The organism is Flavobacterium bizetiae, from assembly GCF_024271895.1.
GTDB classification, from domain to species: domain Bacteria; phylum Bacteroidota; class Bacteroidia; order Flavobacteriales; family Flavobacteriaceae; genus Flavobacterium; species Flavobacterium bizetiae.
Genome location: NZ_CP091861.1, coordinates 2074667 through 2093341, shown reverse-complemented (window position 1 = coordinate 2093341; position 18675 = coordinate 2074667). Strand labels below are relative to the sequence as shown.

At 33.7% G+C, this 18675-nt stretch carries 17 protein-coding genes and 2 tRNA genes; 8 read left to right on the top strand and 11 right to left on the bottom strand.

What is annotated here, in order from left to right; genetic code table 11:
- The first annotated feature begins 1 nt into the window (after nucleotide 1).
- The 4 genes from L0669_RS09235 (at nucleotide 2) to L0669_RS09220 (ending at nucleotide 3424) form a co-directional block, all read left to right on the top strand.
- Nucleotides 2-1453, top strand: coding sequence for a hypothetical protein (locus L0669_RS09235; protein ID WP_263762962.1), 1452 nt, complete (start codon nucleotides 2-4; stop codon nucleotides 1451-1453).
- Between the two features lie 10 nt (nucleotides 1454-1463).
- Nucleotides 1464-2015, top strand: a complete 552-nt coding sequence (locus L0669_RS09230) for a YceI family protein (RefSeq protein WP_173972104.1) — start codon at nucleotides 1464-1466, stop codon at nucleotides 2013-2015.
- 256 nt (nucleotides 2016-2271) lie between these two features.
- The gene (locus L0669_RS09225) at nucleotides 2272-2670 is read left to right on the top strand and encodes a hypothetical protein (RefSeq protein ID WP_263762960.1); all 399 of its coding nucleotides are present in this window, start codon (nucleotides 2272-2274) and stop codon (nucleotides 2668-2670) included.
- Nucleotides 2671-2782: 112 nt separating this feature from the next.
- Nucleotides 2783-3424 carry an O-methyltransferase gene (locus tag L0669_RS09220; RefSeq protein WP_073397045.1) on the top strand — a complete coding sequence of 214 codons (642 nt, stop codon included), beginning with the start codon at nucleotides 2783-2785 and terminating at the stop codon, nucleotides 3422-3424.
- 468 nt (nucleotides 3425-3892) lie between these two features.
- Here L0669_RS09220 and L0669_RS09215 read toward each other — a convergent pair whose 3' ends face one another.
- The 7 genes from L0669_RS09215 to L0669_RS09185 all read right to left on the bottom strand — a co-directional run bounded on the left by L0669_RS09215 (nucleotide 3893) and on the right by L0669_RS09185 (nucleotide 9957).
- Nucleotides 3893-4456 (bottom strand): phosphatase PAP2 family protein, encoded by a 564-nt coding sequence (locus L0669_RS09215; RefSeq protein ID WP_263762958.1) that lies wholly within the window; start codon nucleotides 4454-4456, stop codon nucleotides 3893-3895.
- Complete coding sequence (locus tag L0669_RS09210) at nucleotides 4456-4815, bottom strand: Sec-independent protein translocase subunit TatA/TatB (RefSeq protein ID WP_173972109.1); 360 nt, start codon at nucleotides 4813-4815, stop codon at nucleotides 4456-4458. Before L0669_RS09210 ends, L0669_RS09215 begins: the two co-directional genes overlap by 1 nt.
- A 104-nt stretch (nucleotides 4816-4919) precedes the next feature.
- On the bottom strand, nucleotides 4920-7157 hold the full coding sequence (locus L0669_RS09205) for a M1 family metallopeptidase (protein ID WP_263762955.1): 2238 nt from the start codon (nucleotides 7155-7157) through the stop codon (nucleotides 4920-4922).
- A 66-nt stretch (nucleotides 7158-7223) separates the two neighbouring features.
- A complete protein-coding gene (locus L0669_RS09200) occupies nucleotides 7224-7730 on the bottom strand; it encodes a DUF6702 family protein (protein ID WP_263762953.1) in 507 nt (168 codons plus the stop codon).
- On the bottom strand, nucleotides 7727-8485 hold the full coding sequence (bamP, locus tag L0669_RS09195; RefSeq protein ID WP_263762951.1) for a BamP family beta-barrel-assembly machinery protein: 759 nt from the start codon (nucleotides 8483-8485) through the stop codon (nucleotides 7727-7729). Before bamP ends, L0669_RS09200 begins: the two co-directional genes overlap by 4 nt.
- Nucleotides 8475-9203, bottom strand: a complete 729-nt coding sequence (locus L0669_RS09190; protein WP_263762949.1) for a carboxypeptidase-like regulatory domain-containing protein — start codon at nucleotides 9201-9203, stop codon at nucleotides 8475-8477. Before L0669_RS09190 ends, bamP begins: the two co-directional genes overlap by 11 nt.
- Entirely contained in the window at nucleotides 9190-9957 is a 768-nt protein-coding gene (locus L0669_RS09185; RefSeq protein ID WP_263762947.1) for a hypothetical protein, read from the bottom strand. The genes L0669_RS09190 and L0669_RS09185 overlap by 14 nt, the downstream gene beginning before the upstream one ends.
- A gap of 164 nt (nucleotides 9958-10121) precedes the next feature.
- On the opposite strand from L0669_RS09185, the gene pepE reads away from it, so the two are divergent.
- A complete protein-coding gene (pepE, locus tag L0669_RS09180) occupies nucleotides 10122-10829 on the top strand; it encodes a dipeptidase PepE (protein WP_263762944.1) in 708 nt (235 codons plus the stop codon).
- A 126-nt stretch (nucleotides 10830-10955) separates the two neighbouring features.
- Here the strand turns inward: pepE and L0669_RS09175 are convergent.
- Together L0669_RS09175 and L0669_RS09170 are read right to left on the bottom strand one after the other, a co-directional pair.
- A tRNA-Gly gene (locus tag L0669_RS09175) sits at nucleotides 10956-11028 on the bottom strand.
- Nucleotides 11029-11134: 106 nt separating this feature from the next.
- Nucleotides 11135-11207 (bottom strand) — tRNA-Gly (locus L0669_RS09170).
- A gap of 568 nt (nucleotides 11208-11775) precedes the next feature.
- Here L0669_RS09170 and L0669_RS09165 point away from each other — a divergent pair.
- Nucleotides 11776-13362, top strand: coding sequence for a L,D-transpeptidase family protein (locus tag L0669_RS09165; protein WP_263762941.1), 1587 nt, complete (start codon nucleotides 11776-11778; stop codon nucleotides 13360-13362).
- Here L0669_RS09165 and L0669_RS09160 read toward each other — a convergent pair.
- Nucleotides 13351-14073: a murein L,D-transpeptidase catalytic domain family protein gene (locus tag L0669_RS09160; protein ID WP_191408355.1), complete on the bottom strand. Its 723-nt coding sequence runs from the start codon at nucleotides 14071-14073 to the stop codon at nucleotides 13351-13353. The two genes, L0669_RS09165 and L0669_RS09160, sit on opposite strands and share 12 nt — an antisense overlap.
- 582 nt (nucleotides 14074-14655) lie before the next feature.
- Between L0669_RS09160 and gpmI the strand changes: the two genes are divergently transcribed.
- Nucleotides 14656-16173, top strand: a complete 1518-nt coding sequence (gene gpmI, locus L0669_RS09155; RefSeq protein WP_263763927.1) for a 2,3-bisphosphoglycerate-independent phosphoglycerate mutase — start codon at nucleotides 14656-14658, stop codon at nucleotides 16171-16173.
- 153 nt (nucleotides 16174-16326) lie between these two features.
- On the opposite strand, the gene L0669_RS09150 is transcribed toward gpmI, so the two are convergent.
- Nucleotides 16327-17583: a DUF445 domain-containing protein gene (locus tag L0669_RS09150; protein WP_263762939.1), complete on the bottom strand. Its 1257-nt coding sequence runs from the start codon at nucleotides 17581-17583 to the stop codon at nucleotides 16327-16329.
- 246 nt (nucleotides 17584-17829) lie between these two features.
- Here L0669_RS09150 and map point away from each other — a divergent pair, with 246 nt between their 5' ends.
- Nucleotides 17830-18648, top strand: a complete 819-nt coding sequence (map, locus tag L0669_RS09145; RefSeq protein WP_263762937.1) for a type I methionyl aminopeptidase — start codon at nucleotides 17830-17832, stop codon at nucleotides 18646-18648.
- The last annotated feature ends 27 nt before the right edge of the window (nucleotides 18649-18675 follow it).

Here is an 18675-nt window from a genome sequence, read left to right as displayed (position 1 = left end):
CATGAAAAAAATTTATTTTCTATTTATAGCTTTAGCAGGCACATTTGCTGCTAATGCACAAGTTAGTTTTGGAAACATGCAAAACCAAATCTCTAGAGGAAAAGACGGTATTAATGTATTCGACGTACAAAAAGACACTAGAGAATTTAAAGGCCTAAGTATTGACCTTGGTGGTGCTTTCAACATGGATTTCCAGGCAACAAATTCATTCAACGACCAGCCTGCTAACATTACAACTACGACTACTACGGCTGCCGGAACTACCACCAGAACAATTAGCGGATATCGTTTAATGAATACTGAAAACAACTTTACTCTTCCCGGAGCTGATATGTATATTGGTGCTCAATTGTTTGACGGAGTACGAGTAAACTTAGATGTTTATTTAGCTTCAAGACACCACAACGATTCTTATGTAAAAGGTGGATACTTACAAATTGACAAGTTAGACTTCATCAAAAAAGACTTCCTGGCTGATGTAATGAAATATGCTACCATTAAAATTGGACAAATGGAGAACAATTTTGGTGATGCTCACTTTAGAGGTTCTGATAATGGTAATACAATTAGAAATGCATTTGTTGGAAATAACATCATGTATTCTTTCACTACAGAAATGGGTATGGAAGTTTACTACAACAGAAGTGGACTGGTAAGTATGTTAGGTGTTACAAATGGTAATTTGAATCAAAGTAATGAGGAAGTTTTTTATCCTAATGGTCCAAACGCAAACACCACACATAGTCCATCAATCTTAGCTAAATTAGGTTATGACAAACAGCTTAATAAAGATTTAAGAGTAAGAATAACTGGTTCTTATTACCATAACGCAAATCTTGGAAACGCAAACATATATTCTGCAAATAGATCAGGGTTTGGGTATTGGGGTATATTGAATAACAACCCATACAAAAATACTATTACTAAGACCGATGCTAGTGGTACTGTTATTTCTACAACTACTACTGATATTGCTACTAGTTTCAGTAAAACATCTACTCCAGAGGCAACGTTCAACCCTAATTTCAAAAACTGGGCTACTACATATATGATTAACCCTTTTGTAAAATACAAAGGACTTGAATTCTTCGGAACAATCGAATTAGCTTCAGGAGGAGATAAAGCTGGTACTGACGACAAACGTACTGCTAATCAATATGCATCAGAGCTTGTTTACAGATTTGGATCAACAGAACAATTCTATCTGGGAGGAAAATACAATACCGTATCTGGAAAATTATCTAATGCTGATGCTCAAAAAGTTACAGTAGATAAATTTGAAGCAAGTGCTGGTTGGTTTATGACTAAAAACATTTTAGCTAAACTAAACTACGTTAATCAAAAATATAAAAATTACTCACAATTTACGGGAGATCCTGCTACAGGAAATCTAAACAACTTTTATGGTGGTAAATTTGAAGGTTTAGTATTCGAAGCAACAATTGCATTCTAATATAACAAAAATGAAAACAAGATTTTCAATCTTAATTATGGGTTTAGCGATTTTCGCTTTCTTCGGAAGTGCTAAACCCACTTTTATGACAGAAGATACAACGTTGGTAATAAATAAAATAAAAATAGAAATCACTGGAGTATCTACAGTCGGCAAATACAATTGTTCGAATACGTTTTCAAAAAAAGATACTGTTTTTTTGAATTCGAACAAGAAAAACAATTTTAATACAGAGATCAATATGTCGGATTTTGATTGTGGAAACAAAATCATGACTAAAGATCTGCAAGGAACCGTTAAAGTAAAAAAGTTCCCCAACAGTACTGTAACGATCACCGATGTAAAACAATTTGGTAAAAATTACAAATGCAATCTTACTTTTTTGATCACAAACAAAACACTTAAGTACAAGGATTTTATATTGTATAGCTCTGATAATAAAATTCAGGGATCACTTAATTTAAATTTTTCTGATATAGAATTAGAACCTCCCGTAAAAATGGCGGGATTAATAAAAGTTAGAGATGAAATTGTGGTAAATTTTAGTTTATACAAAAACTAACAATCTAATTTACAATTTCGCTTTAAATTGTTTTCATGTATAATTTGTTTTTAAAGGTATCTTGTGGCGAGGTACCTTTTTTTATTTCAAAAAAACTTCATCCTCTTTTTTTTAATTTATAAAATTTGGCACGAGAATTGTCTTAGCCTCAAAAGGAAAATAATCTTACAAAGAGCTCAGTCATTTTAAAATGTGTATCTTTATTTTTCAGCTTTATAACCTTTAAATTTTATCAACCTAAAAAAAATTATTCATTATGAAAAAACAAATTTTAAGCTTAGCTGTTGTCGCTTTATTAGCATTCGCTGTTCAATCTTGCGAAAAGAAAGAACCAAAACCTGCAGATGATGAATTGACTCTTGGAAACAAAGTTGACACTTTAACAACTGATATTAAAGAGGCAAAAGATAGCGCAGCTATCAAAGCAGAAAACGCTGCTGCAAGCGCAAAAGAAGCTTCTCAAAATGCTGCACAAGACGTAAAAGATGCTACTAAAAAGGCAGCTAATGATGTTGAAAATGCCGCTAAAAAAACCGCTACTGATGTAAAAGACGCTACTAAAAAAGGAGCTGAAAAAGTAGAAAATGCTGCAAAAGCTGCAAAAGACGGTACTGTAAAAACAGCAAAAGAAGTAAATGAAGCTTTGAAAAAATAGTTTCTTTTCAATCTCAAAATCAGAACCACTCGTTTTCGCGGGTGGTTTTTTTATGCAAAAAAGCGAAGCGATATTTTTGTATTTTTGCTCTTTAAATTTAGAAGACTACAACATGCATTTTATATCACAGGAATTAGAAGATTATATCGAACAACATTCTGAAAACGAACCGGAATTATTAGCAAAACTGAATAAAGAAACCTATCAGAAGATACTTTTACCAAGAATGCTAAGCGGCCATTTTCAGGGGCGTGTTTTAAGCATGTTGTCTAAACTAATTCGTCCGGTTAATATTCTTGAAATTGGCACTTATACGGGTTATGCTGCTTTGTGTTTGTGCGAAGGAATGCAGGAAAACGGGCAACTACATACCATAGACATTAAAGAGGAATTGGTAGATTTTCAGCGTAAATATTTTGACGCATCGCCTTGGGGAAAACAAATTTTTCAGCATTTAGGCGAGGCGGTTGATATTATCCCGACTCTTGACGTAAAATTTGACTTGGTTTTTATTGATGCCGATAAGGAAAATTACCTGAATTACTGGGAAATGATTGTTCCGAAAATGAACAAAGGCGGAATTATTTTGTCTGATAATGTTCTATGGAGCGGAAAAATCCTGGAACCTGTTCACCCTAATGATGTGAGCACAAAAGTACTTTTAGAATATAACTTACTATTAAAGAATGATCCTAGAGTAGAGACGGTTTTATTGCCTATTCGTGATGGTTTGACGGTGAGTAGAGTACTTTAGTTGTTATTTTGCCATTTCGACTTCTATAATAAAAACCTAATATTTTTCAGGAGCTAATCCCGCTATCCGTTCCAATCTTTTGTGGCGAACACCGCCACAAAAGGATTTCCTCTTCTATCGGGGCTAGGAGATTCGTTTTCATAAGAATATTTACGTATAGTTTGTCATCCTGACAAAGGAAGGATCACACACGGAACTCTACAAAGATTAGAGATATAGATTGCGTCCCGAAGCTTCGGGATAGTGTGATCCTTCCTTCGTCAGGATGACAAGATTGTGGTTAAAATGTAATCACATTAAAAAAGGCTTTAACTAAAACATTACGTTTTGGTTAAAGCCTTTTATCTTTTTATAGAATAAAATTTCTTTTGAAAATGAGTGCCCTAGCCCAGATGGAAGCGGCATCCTTTTGTTTTTTTCTTTAAAAAACAAAAGATATAGCGGACAGCTGGATATAGCTCCTTAAAATTATCCCGGAAAATATTGTGGTTTTAGTTTTCGGTAAACTAAATAAATTAAAAATCCGAAAAGTGCTCCAAAGAAATAACCTGTCAGGATATCTCCCGGATAGTGTAATCCTAAATAAATTCGGCTATAGGCGAAAATTAATGGCCATAAGAACAAAAATCCAAGATATTTAAAATGACGTTTTAAAACCAAATACAAAAAGGTCGCTACTGCCATTGTATTAGCCGCATGTCCTGAGAAAAAACTATAGGATTTACGAACCTGAACAACGCGTATAATCGAATTGATATCGGGGTTGTTGCAAGGGCGCAAGCGCTGAAATGTATATTTAAACAAGTTCGTGGTTTGATCTGTAAAAGCAATTAAAACTGCTATAAACAACAACACGTACAGGGTTTGCTTTCCTCCTATTTTTTTGTAAATAAGATAAAACATTAGTAAAAAAAGTGGAATCCAATTTCGTTGATCGGTGATGATCAACCATAATCCATCGTATGTTTTTGAACCTAAACCGTTAAGGTATACCAAAAGACTGGTATCTAATTCTTTTATTCTTTCGAGCATTATAATTGACGTTTTACGGGTCCTGAGATAGAATCGATATCTTCTTTTACTTTATCTATTTCTGTGGCCGTATCGCCCAACAAATTCGAAGTTACATTGGTAGAATCTCCTAGTAAGTTAGCTTTGGCATCGTTGATCTGAGCATTGATATTACCTGTGATACTATTCAAAGCATTCTGATCAAGACCATTAGCCTCTGCTCCTTTTTGAATTTCACTTTTAATATCATTGGTCGCATTTTTTAGCTGCGCCATGGCTTTACCCATTGTACGGGCAATTTCCGGCACTTTATCTGAACCAAAAAGCATTAATACTATAAACAGTATAAAAACTAGTTCTCCTCCTCCTATACCAAACATATCTTTTATTTTTGTGTGCCACAAAGATATTAAATTTTGTAGCTGAGAGTTTTAAAATTTACTTAAAAAAAAAAGACTCTTTTCAGAGTCTTTTAGGTATGTTATTAATCAAATTTAGATTTTACTTCTACTTTTGGCCATGAATTGTTGGTTACATCAATATCAGCTGTTAGTAGTTTTGGATCTATCTGAATGCTTTTTATCGCTTTTGAAGTTGCATAAACTTTCTTTGCGGTATCATTATTTTTTCTCCAGATTTGCGCCGGATATTGATAATTATCTTTTGTACCGTCTTCGTAAGTGATCTCTACAAGAATTGGCATAATCATTCCGCCTGGTTTGTTATACTCTACTTCATAAAAATATTTAGGCGATTTAAGTTCTTCTTTTTCCTGAGCTGTAAAGGTTTGACTTACGTAATCAGCCAATGATTTTACATCTTCTACTTTTAAGGCTTTTTTGTTCGCATTACTTACCTCTGCATTGTCGCCGGCAACTAAATAAACAAATGGTCCTTTTTCGAAACCAAATCTTCCTTTTCTCACTTTTACATCTTTAAGATCGGCTGTTGGAGTTTCTGAAACATAATATTGTTTTACATCTTTGATACCAATATCTACAAAATCTGTTGAGTAAAACCATCCTCTAAAAAACCAGTCTAAATCTACGGCAGAAGCATCTTCCATAGTTCTAAAGAAATCCTCAGGGGTTGGGTGCTTGAATTTCCATCTGTTGGCGTATGTTTTAAAAGCATAATCAAACAGTTCTCTTCCCATTACTACTTCTCTTAAAATATTAAGTCCTGTAGCCGGTTTTCCGTAAGCATTATTTCCAAATTGATGAATCGTTTCTGAGTTAGACATAATTGGCTCTAAAAACTTTTGATCGCCACTCATGTAAGGAACGATATTTTTTGCAGGGCCACGTCTTGACGGGAAATTAGAATCCCATTCCTGCTCTGCTAAATATTCTAAAAATGAATTCAAACCTTCATCCATCCAGCTCCATTGACGCTCATCTGAGTTTACAATCATCGGGAAGAAAGTGTGTCCAACTTCGTGAATTACAACACCAATCATTCCGTTTTTAACTTCTTTGCTTGTAAATCCATTTTCATCCGGACGACCAAAATTCCAACAAATCATTGGGTATTCCATACCTTGATCTTCTGCAGAAACTGATACTGCTTTTGGATAAGGATAATCGAATGTATGTGATGAATAACTTTTTAAGGTATGTGCAACAACCATTGTTGATGTTTCTCCCCAAAGCGGATTTGCTTCTTTTGGATAAACAGATTCTGCCATAACTACTCTGTTACCAATCTTTACAGCCATTGCATCGTAAATAAATTTTCTTGAAGAAGCAATTCCGAAATCACGTACATTTTTAGCACTAAATTTCCATGTTTTTTTCTTTTCAGAGAATCCTTTTTCAGCCGCTTCAGCTTCTGCCTGCGTTACAATTACAACAGGTTTATCAAATGATTTTTGAGCTTGTTCGTAACGTTTTACCTGTTCTGGTGTAAAAACTTCGCTTCTGTTGGTTAATTCACCTGTAGCATCAATTACGTGATCTGCAGGAACTGTAATGTTTACGTCAAAGTTTCCAAAGGGTAAAGCAAATTCTCCGCTTCCCCAAAACTGCATATTCTGCCATCCTTCGACATCATTATAAACAGCCATTCTTGGATAAAACTGAGCAATTACGTATAATTTATTTCCGTCTTTTTCAAAAAATTCATAACCAGAACGTCCGCCTTCTTTTCTGTAGTTGTTAACATTGTACCACCATTTTATAGCCATTGAAATTTTCTCCCCTGGCTTTAGAGGTGTTACAAGATTAATACGCATCATGGTTTCGTTGATGGTATAGGACATTGGGTTTCCTTTCGAATCTTTTACATATTCGATATTAAAACCGCGTTCGAGATCTTTCTTTAAGTATTTACTTGAAAAACCTTCAAGTGGTAAAACCTGATTAATTTTTTCGCTTTCAGCCAAGGAAGTCTGGTTTTTTGGCTTTGCCTGATTTTGGTCTAACTGAATCCATAAATACTCTAAACTGTCCGGCGAATTGTTGGAGTACGTAATAACTTCAGAACCATTTATTTTTGAATTTTTATCGTCTAATTCGATATCGATTTTATAATCTGCCTGTTGCTGATAATACGCCGGGCCCGGTGCTCCCGATGCTGTACGAAACATATTAGGCGTCGCTAACAAATCATACATCTGGCTGAATTTGTTAGTATCGTACTTTCCTTGTTGTTTTGGAGTTGTTGTTTTTTCCTGAGAGAATAGGATTGCAGGAAAAATCAAGAATAATGAAAGTTTTTTCATAAATTTTTAATGGTAATTTTATCACGGTGTGAAAATAACAATTAAAATAATAATTTTAACTATTATTTAGTACTTTAACAATTCTTTCCTTGAAGATTCTGTAAAAAGAACACTCTTTTTAGTGCCAAATGCTGAAATATGTGTAATATTTTGCTGTTCAGCATTCCAATCAACCAAAATAGTATTAATTATTTCGATTGTTTTAAATTTATCAATGTCTTTTATCCTGGAATAACAAACTAAAACGTCGTTTGATTCTACTTCTTTTGATAAAAAAGTAATAGGTTTTGACTGACCGTTTATTTTTATAGAAAAATTTTCAGCAAGATATTTTTTCAACAAGTCGATATCCGCCTGAGTTTCTTTATCAGTACCTACAAATGTTTTTTGATGGTATTTCTTTTCCATCCCGTTATTCAAATCATCGATAAAAATTCGGGAAGTAATCTGAATCATTTTCTTTTCGGCCGCATAATTGACCTGAAAAACTCCCATATAAAATTTATGGAATGAAAACGCTGTAAGCGATAAAAACAATATTCCCAGCAAAGGGTAAATTAATCTATTTTTCATTTTCGGGCAACATCCACTTTTTTGAATTCCTGACTTTTAGTAATTAAAAAATCCATCAATTCAAACTTTTCTTCTTGTTTCAAGTGTTTTTTAGATTCAGGATCTACAGCACAAAACAGTAAAAAGATATCTACTTCTTCTTTTTTAAGTTTTAATGTATCGGTATAAAAATCAGGAGTAAAATTAGCTTTTGCATACATCGTAAAAGCAAAATCACTTGCTTCTTCCTCAGGCACTACATCAGCATCTTTCTTTTTCATTAATTTTCTTGCGTCTTTAAATATTCGCACAAAATCAACTCCGTTTTCTATTGTACCATCATAGATAAATTTGTTTTTAGGAGACGATTTCTCATCGTCAACAAATTTAGTATCTACTATAGCCTGACTATTTTTATCAAATGCTTTTACTTTTAAATCTTTATGAACTACAACCTCTTTTAATTGATTGCTTACCAAATCCATTTGTACCAGAAAAAGTCTGTCGGCACAATTTTTCTCTGTTAAAACAATTTTTTTAGATTGAAAAGCCATACTTGTAATCAACAAAGTATCTTTTGGCTTTGCCATAATATCAAATAAACCGTTTGAACTAATAAAGGTTCTGATATTGGCATTTAAGTTCATTACATAACCACTTTCAAGAGTTATAGAATCATTCACAACTTGTCCATGTAGTGGCTTCCTTGAATTATTTTGTCCCAGTGCAATCTGGCAAAATAAGCACACAACGAGTATTCCTAGTTTATTTTTCATTTTCGAGAATTGTTAGATATTTCCTTGCTAAATCTGTTATTAAAAACATACTCATCGTTTTGTTCTTAGTATCCAAAGATACGGCAAAATCAGCATCATCTACACAATATAATTGAAATCCTTTGATGTCAGCCACCGGAATCCTTAATCTTTCTGTGTAATAATTCTCCTCAAAAAGATATTCGATTTTCCTGAAAAGTGCCTCTTTTTTCTCGACATTCACCTCTTTTTTAAGCATCGCAGTGCGGCCTGAAATTGCGTTAAGTAACTTATCCACAGAAGTTGAAGTTGCAGTATAGACTTTCCTTTCGGCCGGAGTGTATTTTTTTTGACCGTACGGAATTATACCTAAATTTTCGGCCGTGACATTTGCATTTTCATTTACAATTACTTCTTTCAATTCGATCTCTTTGGCGTTCATTTTAACCACAATAGAGCCTGATTTTAAATCCTCCATTGTAATTCGGCGTTTAAAAGGATCGAGATTAACAGACGAAAAAACCAAAACATCACCTTCCTTTACTACAATAGAAAACATTCCGCCCGCATCTGAAACAGCAGTAACCTGAGTTGTATTATTGATAATATTTACCCCCTCGACATTCGTTGATTGCTCAAATATTTGTCCGGTAATTTCTTTTGAAGTGTTGTTTTGCCCAAACCCAACCTGAACAATCAATAAAAAAAAGATTATTTGTAAAATGTTACTTATTCTCACGTGCAATTATTTCTTTGTATTTTACAGCTAATTCTCCCAACAAAAACTCAGTTGACGTTCTGTTTTTAGAATTCAAAATTACTGTGAATTTATCATTTTCAACTGCATAATATTCAAAACCTTTTACGTATTCTGCCGGAATTTTCAATCGGTCGATAAAATGATCGAGGCTGAACATACGTTCTAAAAGTTTCATAAAAAACTCTTTTTTCTCGACAGCAACTTCTTTTTTAAGCATTGCGGTACGACCGGAGAAAAAATTCAATAAAGGATCTGCAGAAACTGAACCTCCTGCCATACCCCCTGCATTTGCAGCAGCATTTAATGCTGTTGCGGTATGTAATTTTCTTTCAGCTTCGGTATACGTTTTCTGACCACTTGGAATAATCCCTAAAGCAACAGCATTTATACCACTATAATTCTTAACAACAACTTCCTGCAATTGATGCATTATCACATTCAGCCGAACTGAAAAGTTAACATCACAAAAATTTTCAGGTTGAAGCAAAACTCTATTTTCTTTGAATTGTATGGATGAAAAAACAAGTTCATCACCCGGTTTTGCCAAAATCGAAAAAGCTCCCAAATCATTGGTTGCAGCCATAACCTCTGTTTGCGCATTAATTACATAAACGCCTTCCAGATCGGCACTATTTGCCGTTATTCGTCCGTTTAGAACAGTTCTGTCTTCGGCCTGAGACCAGGCAGCCTGCCCTGCAACCAACATCAAAACACATATAGCTTTATGAATCAAAATGACAAAAATTTAGAGATTTTCTTAAAGCTGTAAAAATATCTTAATGTATTGCAAATTTAGTATTAAGGACATGGTAAAAATATGTTAATTAAAGTTTGTTTACCACCTCTAAAAACAGACTTTTTAATATCTTTAACCTAAACAATCTGAGTTTAAATTTTATGAAAAGCATTATTATTGCCAGCACTTCTACTCTTCACGAAGGCAGCTATTTAGAGTACTTATTACCCACTTTACAATCGCATTTCAAGGATTGCAAAAGTATCTTATTTATACCTTTTGCGCGTCCGGGAGGCATTTCGCATGACGAGTACACCAGCAAAGTTTCAACAGCTTTCGCATCAATAAACATTTCGGTTAAGGGAATTCACGAATTCGACAATGCCGGCGATGCCGTAAAAAATGCTGAAGGGATTTTTACAGGAGGAGGAAACACTTTTTTATTGGTTACACAATTATACAAGCACAATATCATGCAAGTTCTTGCTGAAACGGTAAAAAACGGGACACCTTATTTAGGAACCAGTGCAGGATCAAACATTTGCGGTTTATCGATGCAAACTACAAATGACATGCCTATTATTTACCCACCAAGTTTTCAGACTTTAGGATTAATTCCTTTTAACTTAAATCCGCATTATTTAGATCCTGATACACAATCGAAACATATGGGAGAAACGCGCGAAACAAGAATTAAAGAGTTTCATGCTTTTAATGCTATTCCGGTTTTAGGTTTAAGAGAAGGAAGCTGGCTTGAAGTAAAAGGAGAAAAAATTACTTTGAAAGGAAATTTATCTGCTCGTTTATTTTTACAAAATGAAAATCCGGTAGAATTAGAAACAGAAAGCGACTTGAGCGATTTAAAATAATTTTTTCACCATATAAGTTATATAAGAAAATTTAAGCTTTTTGTCTAAAACTTTTTAAATGAACTTATATAACTTATATGGTTTAAAACAAAAAATCCCCAAACAAATTGTTTGAGGATTTTGAAGAGCGAAAGACGAGGCTCGAACTCGCGACAACCAGCTTGGAAGGCTGGAGCTCTACCAACTGAGCTACTTTCGCATTAACCGGGTGCAAATATAAATAATTAAATCGTTTAAAAAAATAAAAATCAATAATTATTTAATTTTGATAAAAAAACCGAAACAATTAAGTTCCGGTTTTTTAGAGCGAAAGACGAGGCTCGAACTCGCGACAACCAGCTTGGAAGGCTGGAGCTCTACCAACTGAGCTACTTTCGCATTACCGTGGTGCAAATATAGAAAATAACTTAAGTTCAAAACAAGCTTTTTCGCAAAAAAATTCAACAAAAAACAACAATAATTTATAATTCATTTAAAACTAAAAAGTTATAGAATCATTTTTTTTTCAAAAAATAAGAATAATATTAAAGAAATAGTACCAAAGCAACTCATATCGTCCGGCAACTCATTAGTAAGAACAAAGAACCTCATAAACGTTTACAGCCTTTTGAGAGGATGACCGGGAAACCAACTATTATTTGATTTATTTGATAATAAAAATTTAATAGGAATTATTTCGTTATTCAATAAAATCAGTACTATATTTGCCGGGTAAAATGAAGCGCAAGCTCCAACAATGATCGTTTTAAAAGCGCATCTGAAAAGGAATTTGAATAAAACATAAAATTAAGCATTGCCTAACCTACTGCAATACTAATAAAGTTGATCCGGTTATAACTCCGGAAATGCCACAATTTGATTTTACATAAAATGGAATGCCAACCCAAGGCGAACCGTTTGATATAAAATAATAGCAAACATTATTTAATGTTTAAAAAAACACAGAATGAACAAACTTTACTTCTTATTAGTAATATGCATTTTTATTGGTTGTAAAAAAGAGACACCAAAAATAATTCCTGCCGTCGTAAAAAAAACGGCACCGGCCATTATACTTACTGATGAAAGAAAAGTCGAAATAGACACTGCTCTTATAGGCACTTTTAAAAGTGAAACTCTTAAGCAATTTTACAATTCATCAGAAAACAAAACCGTTTGGGGGAATTTAAAAAAGAGAACTTACGTTTTATCGCAATTATCAAAAGCTGAAGAACTGGGCTTAGATCCGGAAGATTACAAATCTTCTACATTAAAAAAATTCGAAGATAAGATTACCTCTTTAAGCGATGCCGATCTTGCAACGTACGACATACTTATTACTTATAATTTCGAAAAGTATTTAAATCATCTTTATAAAGGAAAACTAGATCCTAAAAAATTATATAATGACTGGGATTTAGAAGAAAAGACTTTTGATGTAAACAATGTTCTTATTAAAGCTTTTAATAAAAACAAATTAGATAGCGTGGTCGACAATATTCAGTCAAAAACATATATCTACAAACAACTATTAAAGTCGCTTGAAATCATTAATACTTTTCCTGAGGACAATATAAAGAATATCGAATCTGTAGATAAAATCGTTTTAAACGATACTAATTCAGCTTTAATAAACATTAAAAAGAGATTAATGTATTGGCAGGACATGCCTAAAAAAGATAGTCTGACTAAAATTTACGATCAAAAGACTTTTGAATCTGTAAAGAAATTTCAGGAAAGACACGGCTTAGCATCTGATGGCGTTATTGGCGTAGGAACAATTAGCGCTTTAAATTATTCGAAAGAAAAAAGAAAACAACAAATTATCGCCAACTTAGAACGATGGAGATGGTACAATAATGATTTAGCCGAAAACTATTTTATTATAAACATTCCGGATTACAGCCTGAATGTTGTCGAAAACCAGGATACGACTTTGGTCCGTAATGTTGTGGTAGGAACAAGCAAAAGAAAAACGCCTATCATTACTTCGATGCTAAGAACAGTTGTTTTTAACCCTACATGGACGGTTCCGCCAACGATATTAAAGGAGGATGTTGTTCCGGCAATGAAACGAAATCGCAATTATCTGGCGAACAAAAACATCACGATATATGATACTGCCGGAAATGCAGTTGACCCAAACAACTGGAACGAAAACAAACCCGGAAATTATCGCTATGTACAAAGTCCCGGTTACAATAATGCTTTGGGATTAATGAAAATTCTTTTCCCAAATCATCATAGCGTGTATTTGCACGATACCAATCATCGTAATAATTTTGGAAGAAGTAATCGTTCGCTAAGTTCAGGATGTGTTCGCGTGGAAAACCCTTTAGAATTGGCCGAACATATTTTAGATGATTCAGAAAAATGGTCAAAAGACAGAATCGACACTATAATTGCTTCAAAAAAGACAACGAGTATCAAAATCACAAAAAAATACGCTTTATATCAGTGGTACTGGACGGCTTGGAGCAAAAAAAATCAGCTCATTTTCAGAGCTGATATTTATAATCTCGATTCGGATTTGTATGCTAAATTAAGAAATTAGTCTCTCTTCCATCGCAAAGCTTCTTGACGGATGGTAGATATACAAACACGATTTGTCTTTTATTAGTTCAATTATTTCATCCGTCAATTCGATTGGAAGTGCTGGACAACCCTGGCTTCTGCCTAATCTTTTATGATCTCTGATAAAAGATTCAGAAACATAATCGGCACCATGCATTACAACTCCTCTTTGACGGGCATTACTATTAATTCCGTTTTCTAAACCATCTAAACGCAAAGAAGCTCCATGTTTTCCCTGGTAAATTTCTCCTGTTGCATAAAAACCTAAACTGCTTTTATAAGATGAATTTGAATTTGAAAAGTTAGACGCAAATTCTTCTCCGGTATTTCGTCCGTGTGCGACTAAAGAATTAAATAAGATTGTATTTGTTGTCAAATCAATTACCCAAAGGCGTTTTGTATTTGATGACAAACTAAAGTCAATAACCGTTAAAATATCTTTCTGTATAACACCTTTTTCTTTCAACAAATAAAATCCTTTTAAAGCCTCAGAAAAAGTTCTAAGCTCAGGTAAATTAAAATTGTTAGAATTTAAGGTATGATAGATACTTTCAATTTTAGCTTCGACAGTAAATTTCTCAACTTTTGCAATACTTTTTACTGTGGCCTTTTTAATTTCGGGAGTGTTATTTGAATCTTTACCAAAAGATAATAGCAAAAACACTAGCAATGGATAAATTTTGTAAATCATTGAATTTCTTTAGGTTAATAAAAAATCTGGGTAAGGCAAAAGTATAAATATTTTTAGCCTCTCAAAATATCAGCTTGAAAATCAGGCGTTTTTTGTCGAAATTTTAACATTATTAACACAAAAACATTATTCCTGTAAGATTTTTTCTTCTGTACACAATCCTAATATTTATGGCAATTTTCTTAATAAAAACAAAATTTAATGGTAATTTTGAAACTTCTTCCGTAATAAATAAAACAACAAACTATCTGATTTATTGTAACTTTTGAAAGTTTCCTGAAAAAAGTGACTTTCTCTCCTCCTCTTTTGTTCTCGTTTTTCTATTATTTTCAACAAAAAACAACATTTGTTAAAACGAAGTCTTAAAACAGAATCTCTCTTTAAAAAACAAGCTGTTTATCGAACAAAATGCTGTTAAAAATAAAGCCAGAAAAAGAGCTTAGTCTGAATTAATTTTAAAAAATAAAGAATTCTTCAATTAATTTATTATTTTTTAATACAGTTCATTTTATTAAACATAATTGTACAATTGCTTTCGCGCACATTTTAGAAATGACTTATCTTTGTAAAAAACTAAAAATGATGAATAAAAAAGTAATACTTATGATTTTAGACGGTTGGGGAAAATCTCCCGATCCTAAAGTATCTGCAATAGACAATGCAAATGTTCCTTTTATAAACAGCCTTTACCAAAACTACCCAAGTGCACAACTTAGAACCGACGGATTAAATGTGGGTTTACCTGAGGGACAAATGGGAAACAGCGAAGTAGGTCACATGAACCTTGGTGCAGGAAGGATTGTATACCAGGATTTAGCCAAAATAAATTTAGCTGTAGCACACCAGACACTTGCCAAAGAACAAGTTCTTGTTGATGCTTTTACTTATGCTAAAGAAAACAATAAAAAAGTACATTTTTTAGGATTAGTGTCTGATGGTGGAGTTCACTCTCACACTTCTCACCTACGCGGATTAATTGATGCATCGCAAGAATATGGTTTAGACCAGGTATATGTGCATGCTTTTACTGATGGCCGTGATGTTGACCCGAAATCTGGTGCAAAATATATTCAGGATTTAGAGGAGCATATTAAAGATACTCCGGTAAAAATCGCTTCTATCATTGGTCGTTATTATGCGATGGACCGTGATAAGCGTTGGGAACGTGTAAAATTAGCTTATGATTTAGTTGTAAATGCTATTGGAACTCCTTCTAAAAATGCAGTTGCAAGCATTCTTGACAGCTATTCTCACCATGTTACAGACGAATTCATTGAGCCAATTGTAATGGTAGATGAACAAGATAAACCATTAGCTACAATTGTTGAAGGTGACGTGGTAATCTTCTTTAACTTCAGAACAGATAGGGGACGTGAACTTACAGAAGCACTTTCTCAACATGATTTCCATGAGCAAAACATGCACAAGCTAAACTTGTATTATGTAACGCTTACAAATTATGACGAAACATACCAAAACGTAAAAGTAGTTTACAATAAAGATAATATTACAGAAACTCTTGGTGAGGTTCTTGAAAAAGCCGGTAAAAAACAAATACGTATTGCTGAAACTGAGAAATATCCGCACGTAACATTTTTCTTCTCCGGTGGTAGAGAAACGCCTTTTGAAGGTGAGTCGCGTATTTTGAGAAATTCTCCAAAAGTAGCTACTTACGATTTACAACCAGAAATGAGCGCTTATGAACTTACAGCTGCTCTTGTTCCTGAATTGAACAAAAAAGAAGTTGATTTTGTTTGCTTAAACTTCGCAAACGGAGACATGGTAGGACATACAGGAATCATGAGTGCTGCAATCCTTGCTTGTGAAGCTGTTGATGCTTGTGTAAAACAAGTTATCGAAGCCGCTCTTGCCAACGATTATACAACAATCGTAATTGCCGATCACGGAAATTGCGAAACTATGATTAATCCTGACGGAAGCCCTAATACAGCACACACAACGAATCCTGTGCCGATTATCCTAGTTGATAAAGAATTAAAAAATATCCAAAATGGTGTTTTAGGTGACATTGCTCCTACTATTTTGGAGTTAATGGGAATTCAGCAACCAAATGCGATGACTTGTCATTCGTTGTTGTAGAAGCACCTAACATTATTAGATAACAAAAAAAAAGAGGCAATTTTTTATAATTTGTCTCTTTTTTTTTTCCAGCTGTCACCCTGAGCGAAGTCGAAGGGCACGACAATTAGAACGTGGGCTTCGACTTCGCTCAGCCTGACATAGATTAATTAATCACACCACAAAATAATGATACGTCCACTCGACGCAATAGATTACGATCCCGATTAAACCTCCAACAAGAGTTCCGTTGATTCGAATGTATTGAAGATCTTTCCCTATTTCTAATTCTAATTTTTCTGAAACTTCTTTTCCATCCCAGCTTTTTACGGTTGACGAAATTAAATCTCCAATTACTTTTTTATTGTTTAATAAAATAGACAACAAATCGTTTTTGATAAAATTATTGATCTTGTCAATCATTACAGGATCTTCTTTTATACCGTTTCCGAAACCCTGAATCAAGCCCGAAATACTATTTTTAATAGAGGACTGATCCCCTTTATCCAAATCATTCGAAATAGACAATTTTATTTCATCCCAAATTCCGTTTATATAATCCTGAACTTCTTTTTTACCCGCAAAACTCAAAATCATGTTATTGATCTTGATTCGCATTTCTTCGGAGTTTTTGACTTTATCCAGAAAATTATAAACGTATTCGTCTATTTTAATTCTCACCGCGCTTTCCGGATTTTTAGCTTCATGTAAAAACTCGGCCAAGCCATTAAAAATACCTTCTGAGATTTTTTTATCGGCTAAGCCAAAACTCAAAAATGGCGTAGATTCTTTTACTTTTTTACGAATCAGATCTTTGTTATTGCTTAGTTCCGTACTCATAACATCCAGAACATTGGTTAGCAATTCATCTTTTACATTTCCTTTTTGCAAAGGTTCTAAAGCCAAAGCAACCCAATCTCCAAAATTAATCCCTTCTAGCTTTTCTTTAAACTGATACTGAATAAATCGCTTTATATCTTCGTCTTTTATTGTTTTTAAAATTCCGGGAATAATATTTACCGCTACCAGATTGGCAATTTTATTCGCATTTTCTTCCTGCGACAACCAATCTGAAGCTTTCGTAGCAAAGTTGAACTCTTCTAATTTAATTTCTAATTTTTCTCGATTCAGAAATTCTTCTGAAACAAAATTTCCCAGGTTTTCTCCAATCTCATTTTTCTTAGTCGGAATAATTGCTGTATGCCAAATCGGAATTCCTAACGGATGACGAAATAATGCCACAACAGCAAACCAATCAGCAATTCCTCCTACCATTGCCGCCTCACTAAAAGCCTGCAACATGGGAATTTTAAAATAAATAGCTATGATAAATAAAAGTACCGCAATACCTAAAAGTGCCAAAGCATTGCCTTTCATTTTATTTAAAGCTTTCTTTTTGGATATATTTTCTTGATCTATAGACGTTTCCATAATTTAAATAATTTTAACTCTTACTAATTTACGTTTTTTCTGCCAAATAGTAATTGGAAAAACCAATCGATATTAATTGTCGGTTCACCATGAATTCAGAAATTTTTCTTTATCAACTTTTGACTTAAATCCTGATTCATGAAATCTCACTACCTAAAACAATCTAATTTGTCTCAATTTGTGTCAATTCGTGGCGAAAAATTTTAAATAAAAAGTCGTACTTTTGCCAACTGAAAATCCGAAATTATGATTATAGTAAAATCACGTGAAGAAATCGAATTAATGCGCGAAAGTGCTTTGATCGTATCTAAAACATTAGGAATGATTGCTTCTGAAATTAAAGAAGGAGTTACCACATTATATTTAGACAAATTAGCTGAGGAATTTATCCGTGATCACGGTGCTGTACCAAGCTTTTTAGGTTTATATGATTTTCCGAATTCACTTTGTATGAGTCCAAATTCGCAAGTAGTACACGGAATACCTAATAATACTCCATTACAAAGTGGTGATGTTATCTCGGTAGATTGTGGTGCTTTTAAAAATGGATATCACGGTGATCACGCTTATAGTTTCGAAATTGGAGAAGTTGCTCCTGAAGTTAAAAAGCTTTTGCAAGTGACCAAAGAATCCCTTTATATAGGAATAAGAGAATTTAAAGCCGGAAACCGCGTTGAAGATGTTGGAAACGCAATTCAGAAATATACTGAAGGACACGGTTACGGAGTGGTTCGTGAATTGGTAGGTCATGGTTTAGGTCAAAAAATGCACGAAGAACCAGAAATGCCAAACTACGGAAAACGTGGTCGTGGTAAACTTTTTATTGAAGGAATGGTTGTTGCGATTGAACCAATGATTAACATGGGAACAAAAAACATCAAGCAACATAAAGACGGCTGGACAATTACCACTGCTGACGGAAAACCAAGCGCACATTTCGAACACGACGTGGCTTTAATTGATGGAAAACCAGAATTATTATCGACTTTTCAGTACATCTATAAAGCTCTTGGAATCGAAAGCAATGAAGAAGATGAATTCAGAAAAGTGCCGTTAATATTATAACACGAATTTCACGAATTAGCACGAAAT

Bases quoted from the DNA above. Each gene is read 5' to 3' on its own strand.
- L0669_RS09235 (WP_263762962.1), top strand. From the start codon at position 2: ATGAAAAAAATTTATTTTCTATTTATAGCTTTAGCAGGCACATTTGCT.
- L0669_RS09230 (WP_173972104.1), top strand. From the start codon at position 1,464: ATGAAAACAAGATTTTCAATCTTAATTATGGGTTTAGCGATTTTCGCT.
- L0669_RS09225 (WP_263762960.1), top strand. From the start codon at position 2,272: ATGAAAAAACAAATTTTAAGCTTAGCTGTTGTCGCTTTATTAGCATTC.
- L0669_RS09220 (WP_073397045.1), top strand. From the start codon at position 2,783: ATGCATTTTATATCACAGGAATTAGAAGATTATATCGAACAACATTCT.
- L0669_RS09215 (WP_263762958.1), bottom strand. From the start codon at position 4,456: ATGCTCGAAAGAATAAAAGAATTAGATACCAGTCTTTTGGTATACCTT.
- L0669_RS09210 (WP_173972109.1), bottom strand. From the start codon at position 4,815: ATGTTTGGTATAGGAGGAGGAGAACTAGTTTTTATACTGTTTATAGTA.
- L0669_RS09205 (WP_263762955.1), bottom strand. From the start codon at position 7,157: ATGAAAAAACTTTCATTATTCTTGATTTTTCCTGCAATCCTATTCTCT.
- L0669_RS09200 (WP_263762953.1), bottom strand. From the start codon at position 7,730: ATGAAAAATAGATTAATTTACCCTTTGCTGGGAATATTGTTTTTATCG.
- bamP (WP_263762951.1), bottom strand. From the start codon at position 8,485: ATGAAAAATAAACTAGGAATACTCGTTGTGTGCTTATTTTGCCAGATT.
- pepE (WP_263762944.1), top strand. From the start codon at position 10,122: ATGAAAAGCATTATTATTGCCAGCACTTCTACTCTTCACGAAGGCAGC.
- L0669_RS09165 (WP_263762941.1), top strand. From the start codon at position 11,776: ATGAACAAACTTTACTTCTTATTAGTAATATGCATTTTTATTGGTTGT.
- L0669_RS09160 (WP_191408355.1), bottom strand. From the start codon at position 14,073: ATGATTTACAAAATTTATCCATTGCTAGTGTTTTTGCTATTATCTTTT.
- gpmI (WP_263763927.1), top strand. From the start codon at position 14,656: ATGAATAAAAAAGTAATACTTATGATTTTAGACGGTTGGGGAAAATCT.
- L0669_RS09150 (WP_263762939.1), bottom strand. From the start codon at position 17,583: ATGGAAACGTCTATAGATCAAGAAAATATATCCAAAAAGAAAGCTTTA.
- map (WP_263762937.1), top strand. From the start codon at position 17,830: ATGATTATAGTAAAATCACGTGAAGAAATCGAATTAATGCGCGAAAGT.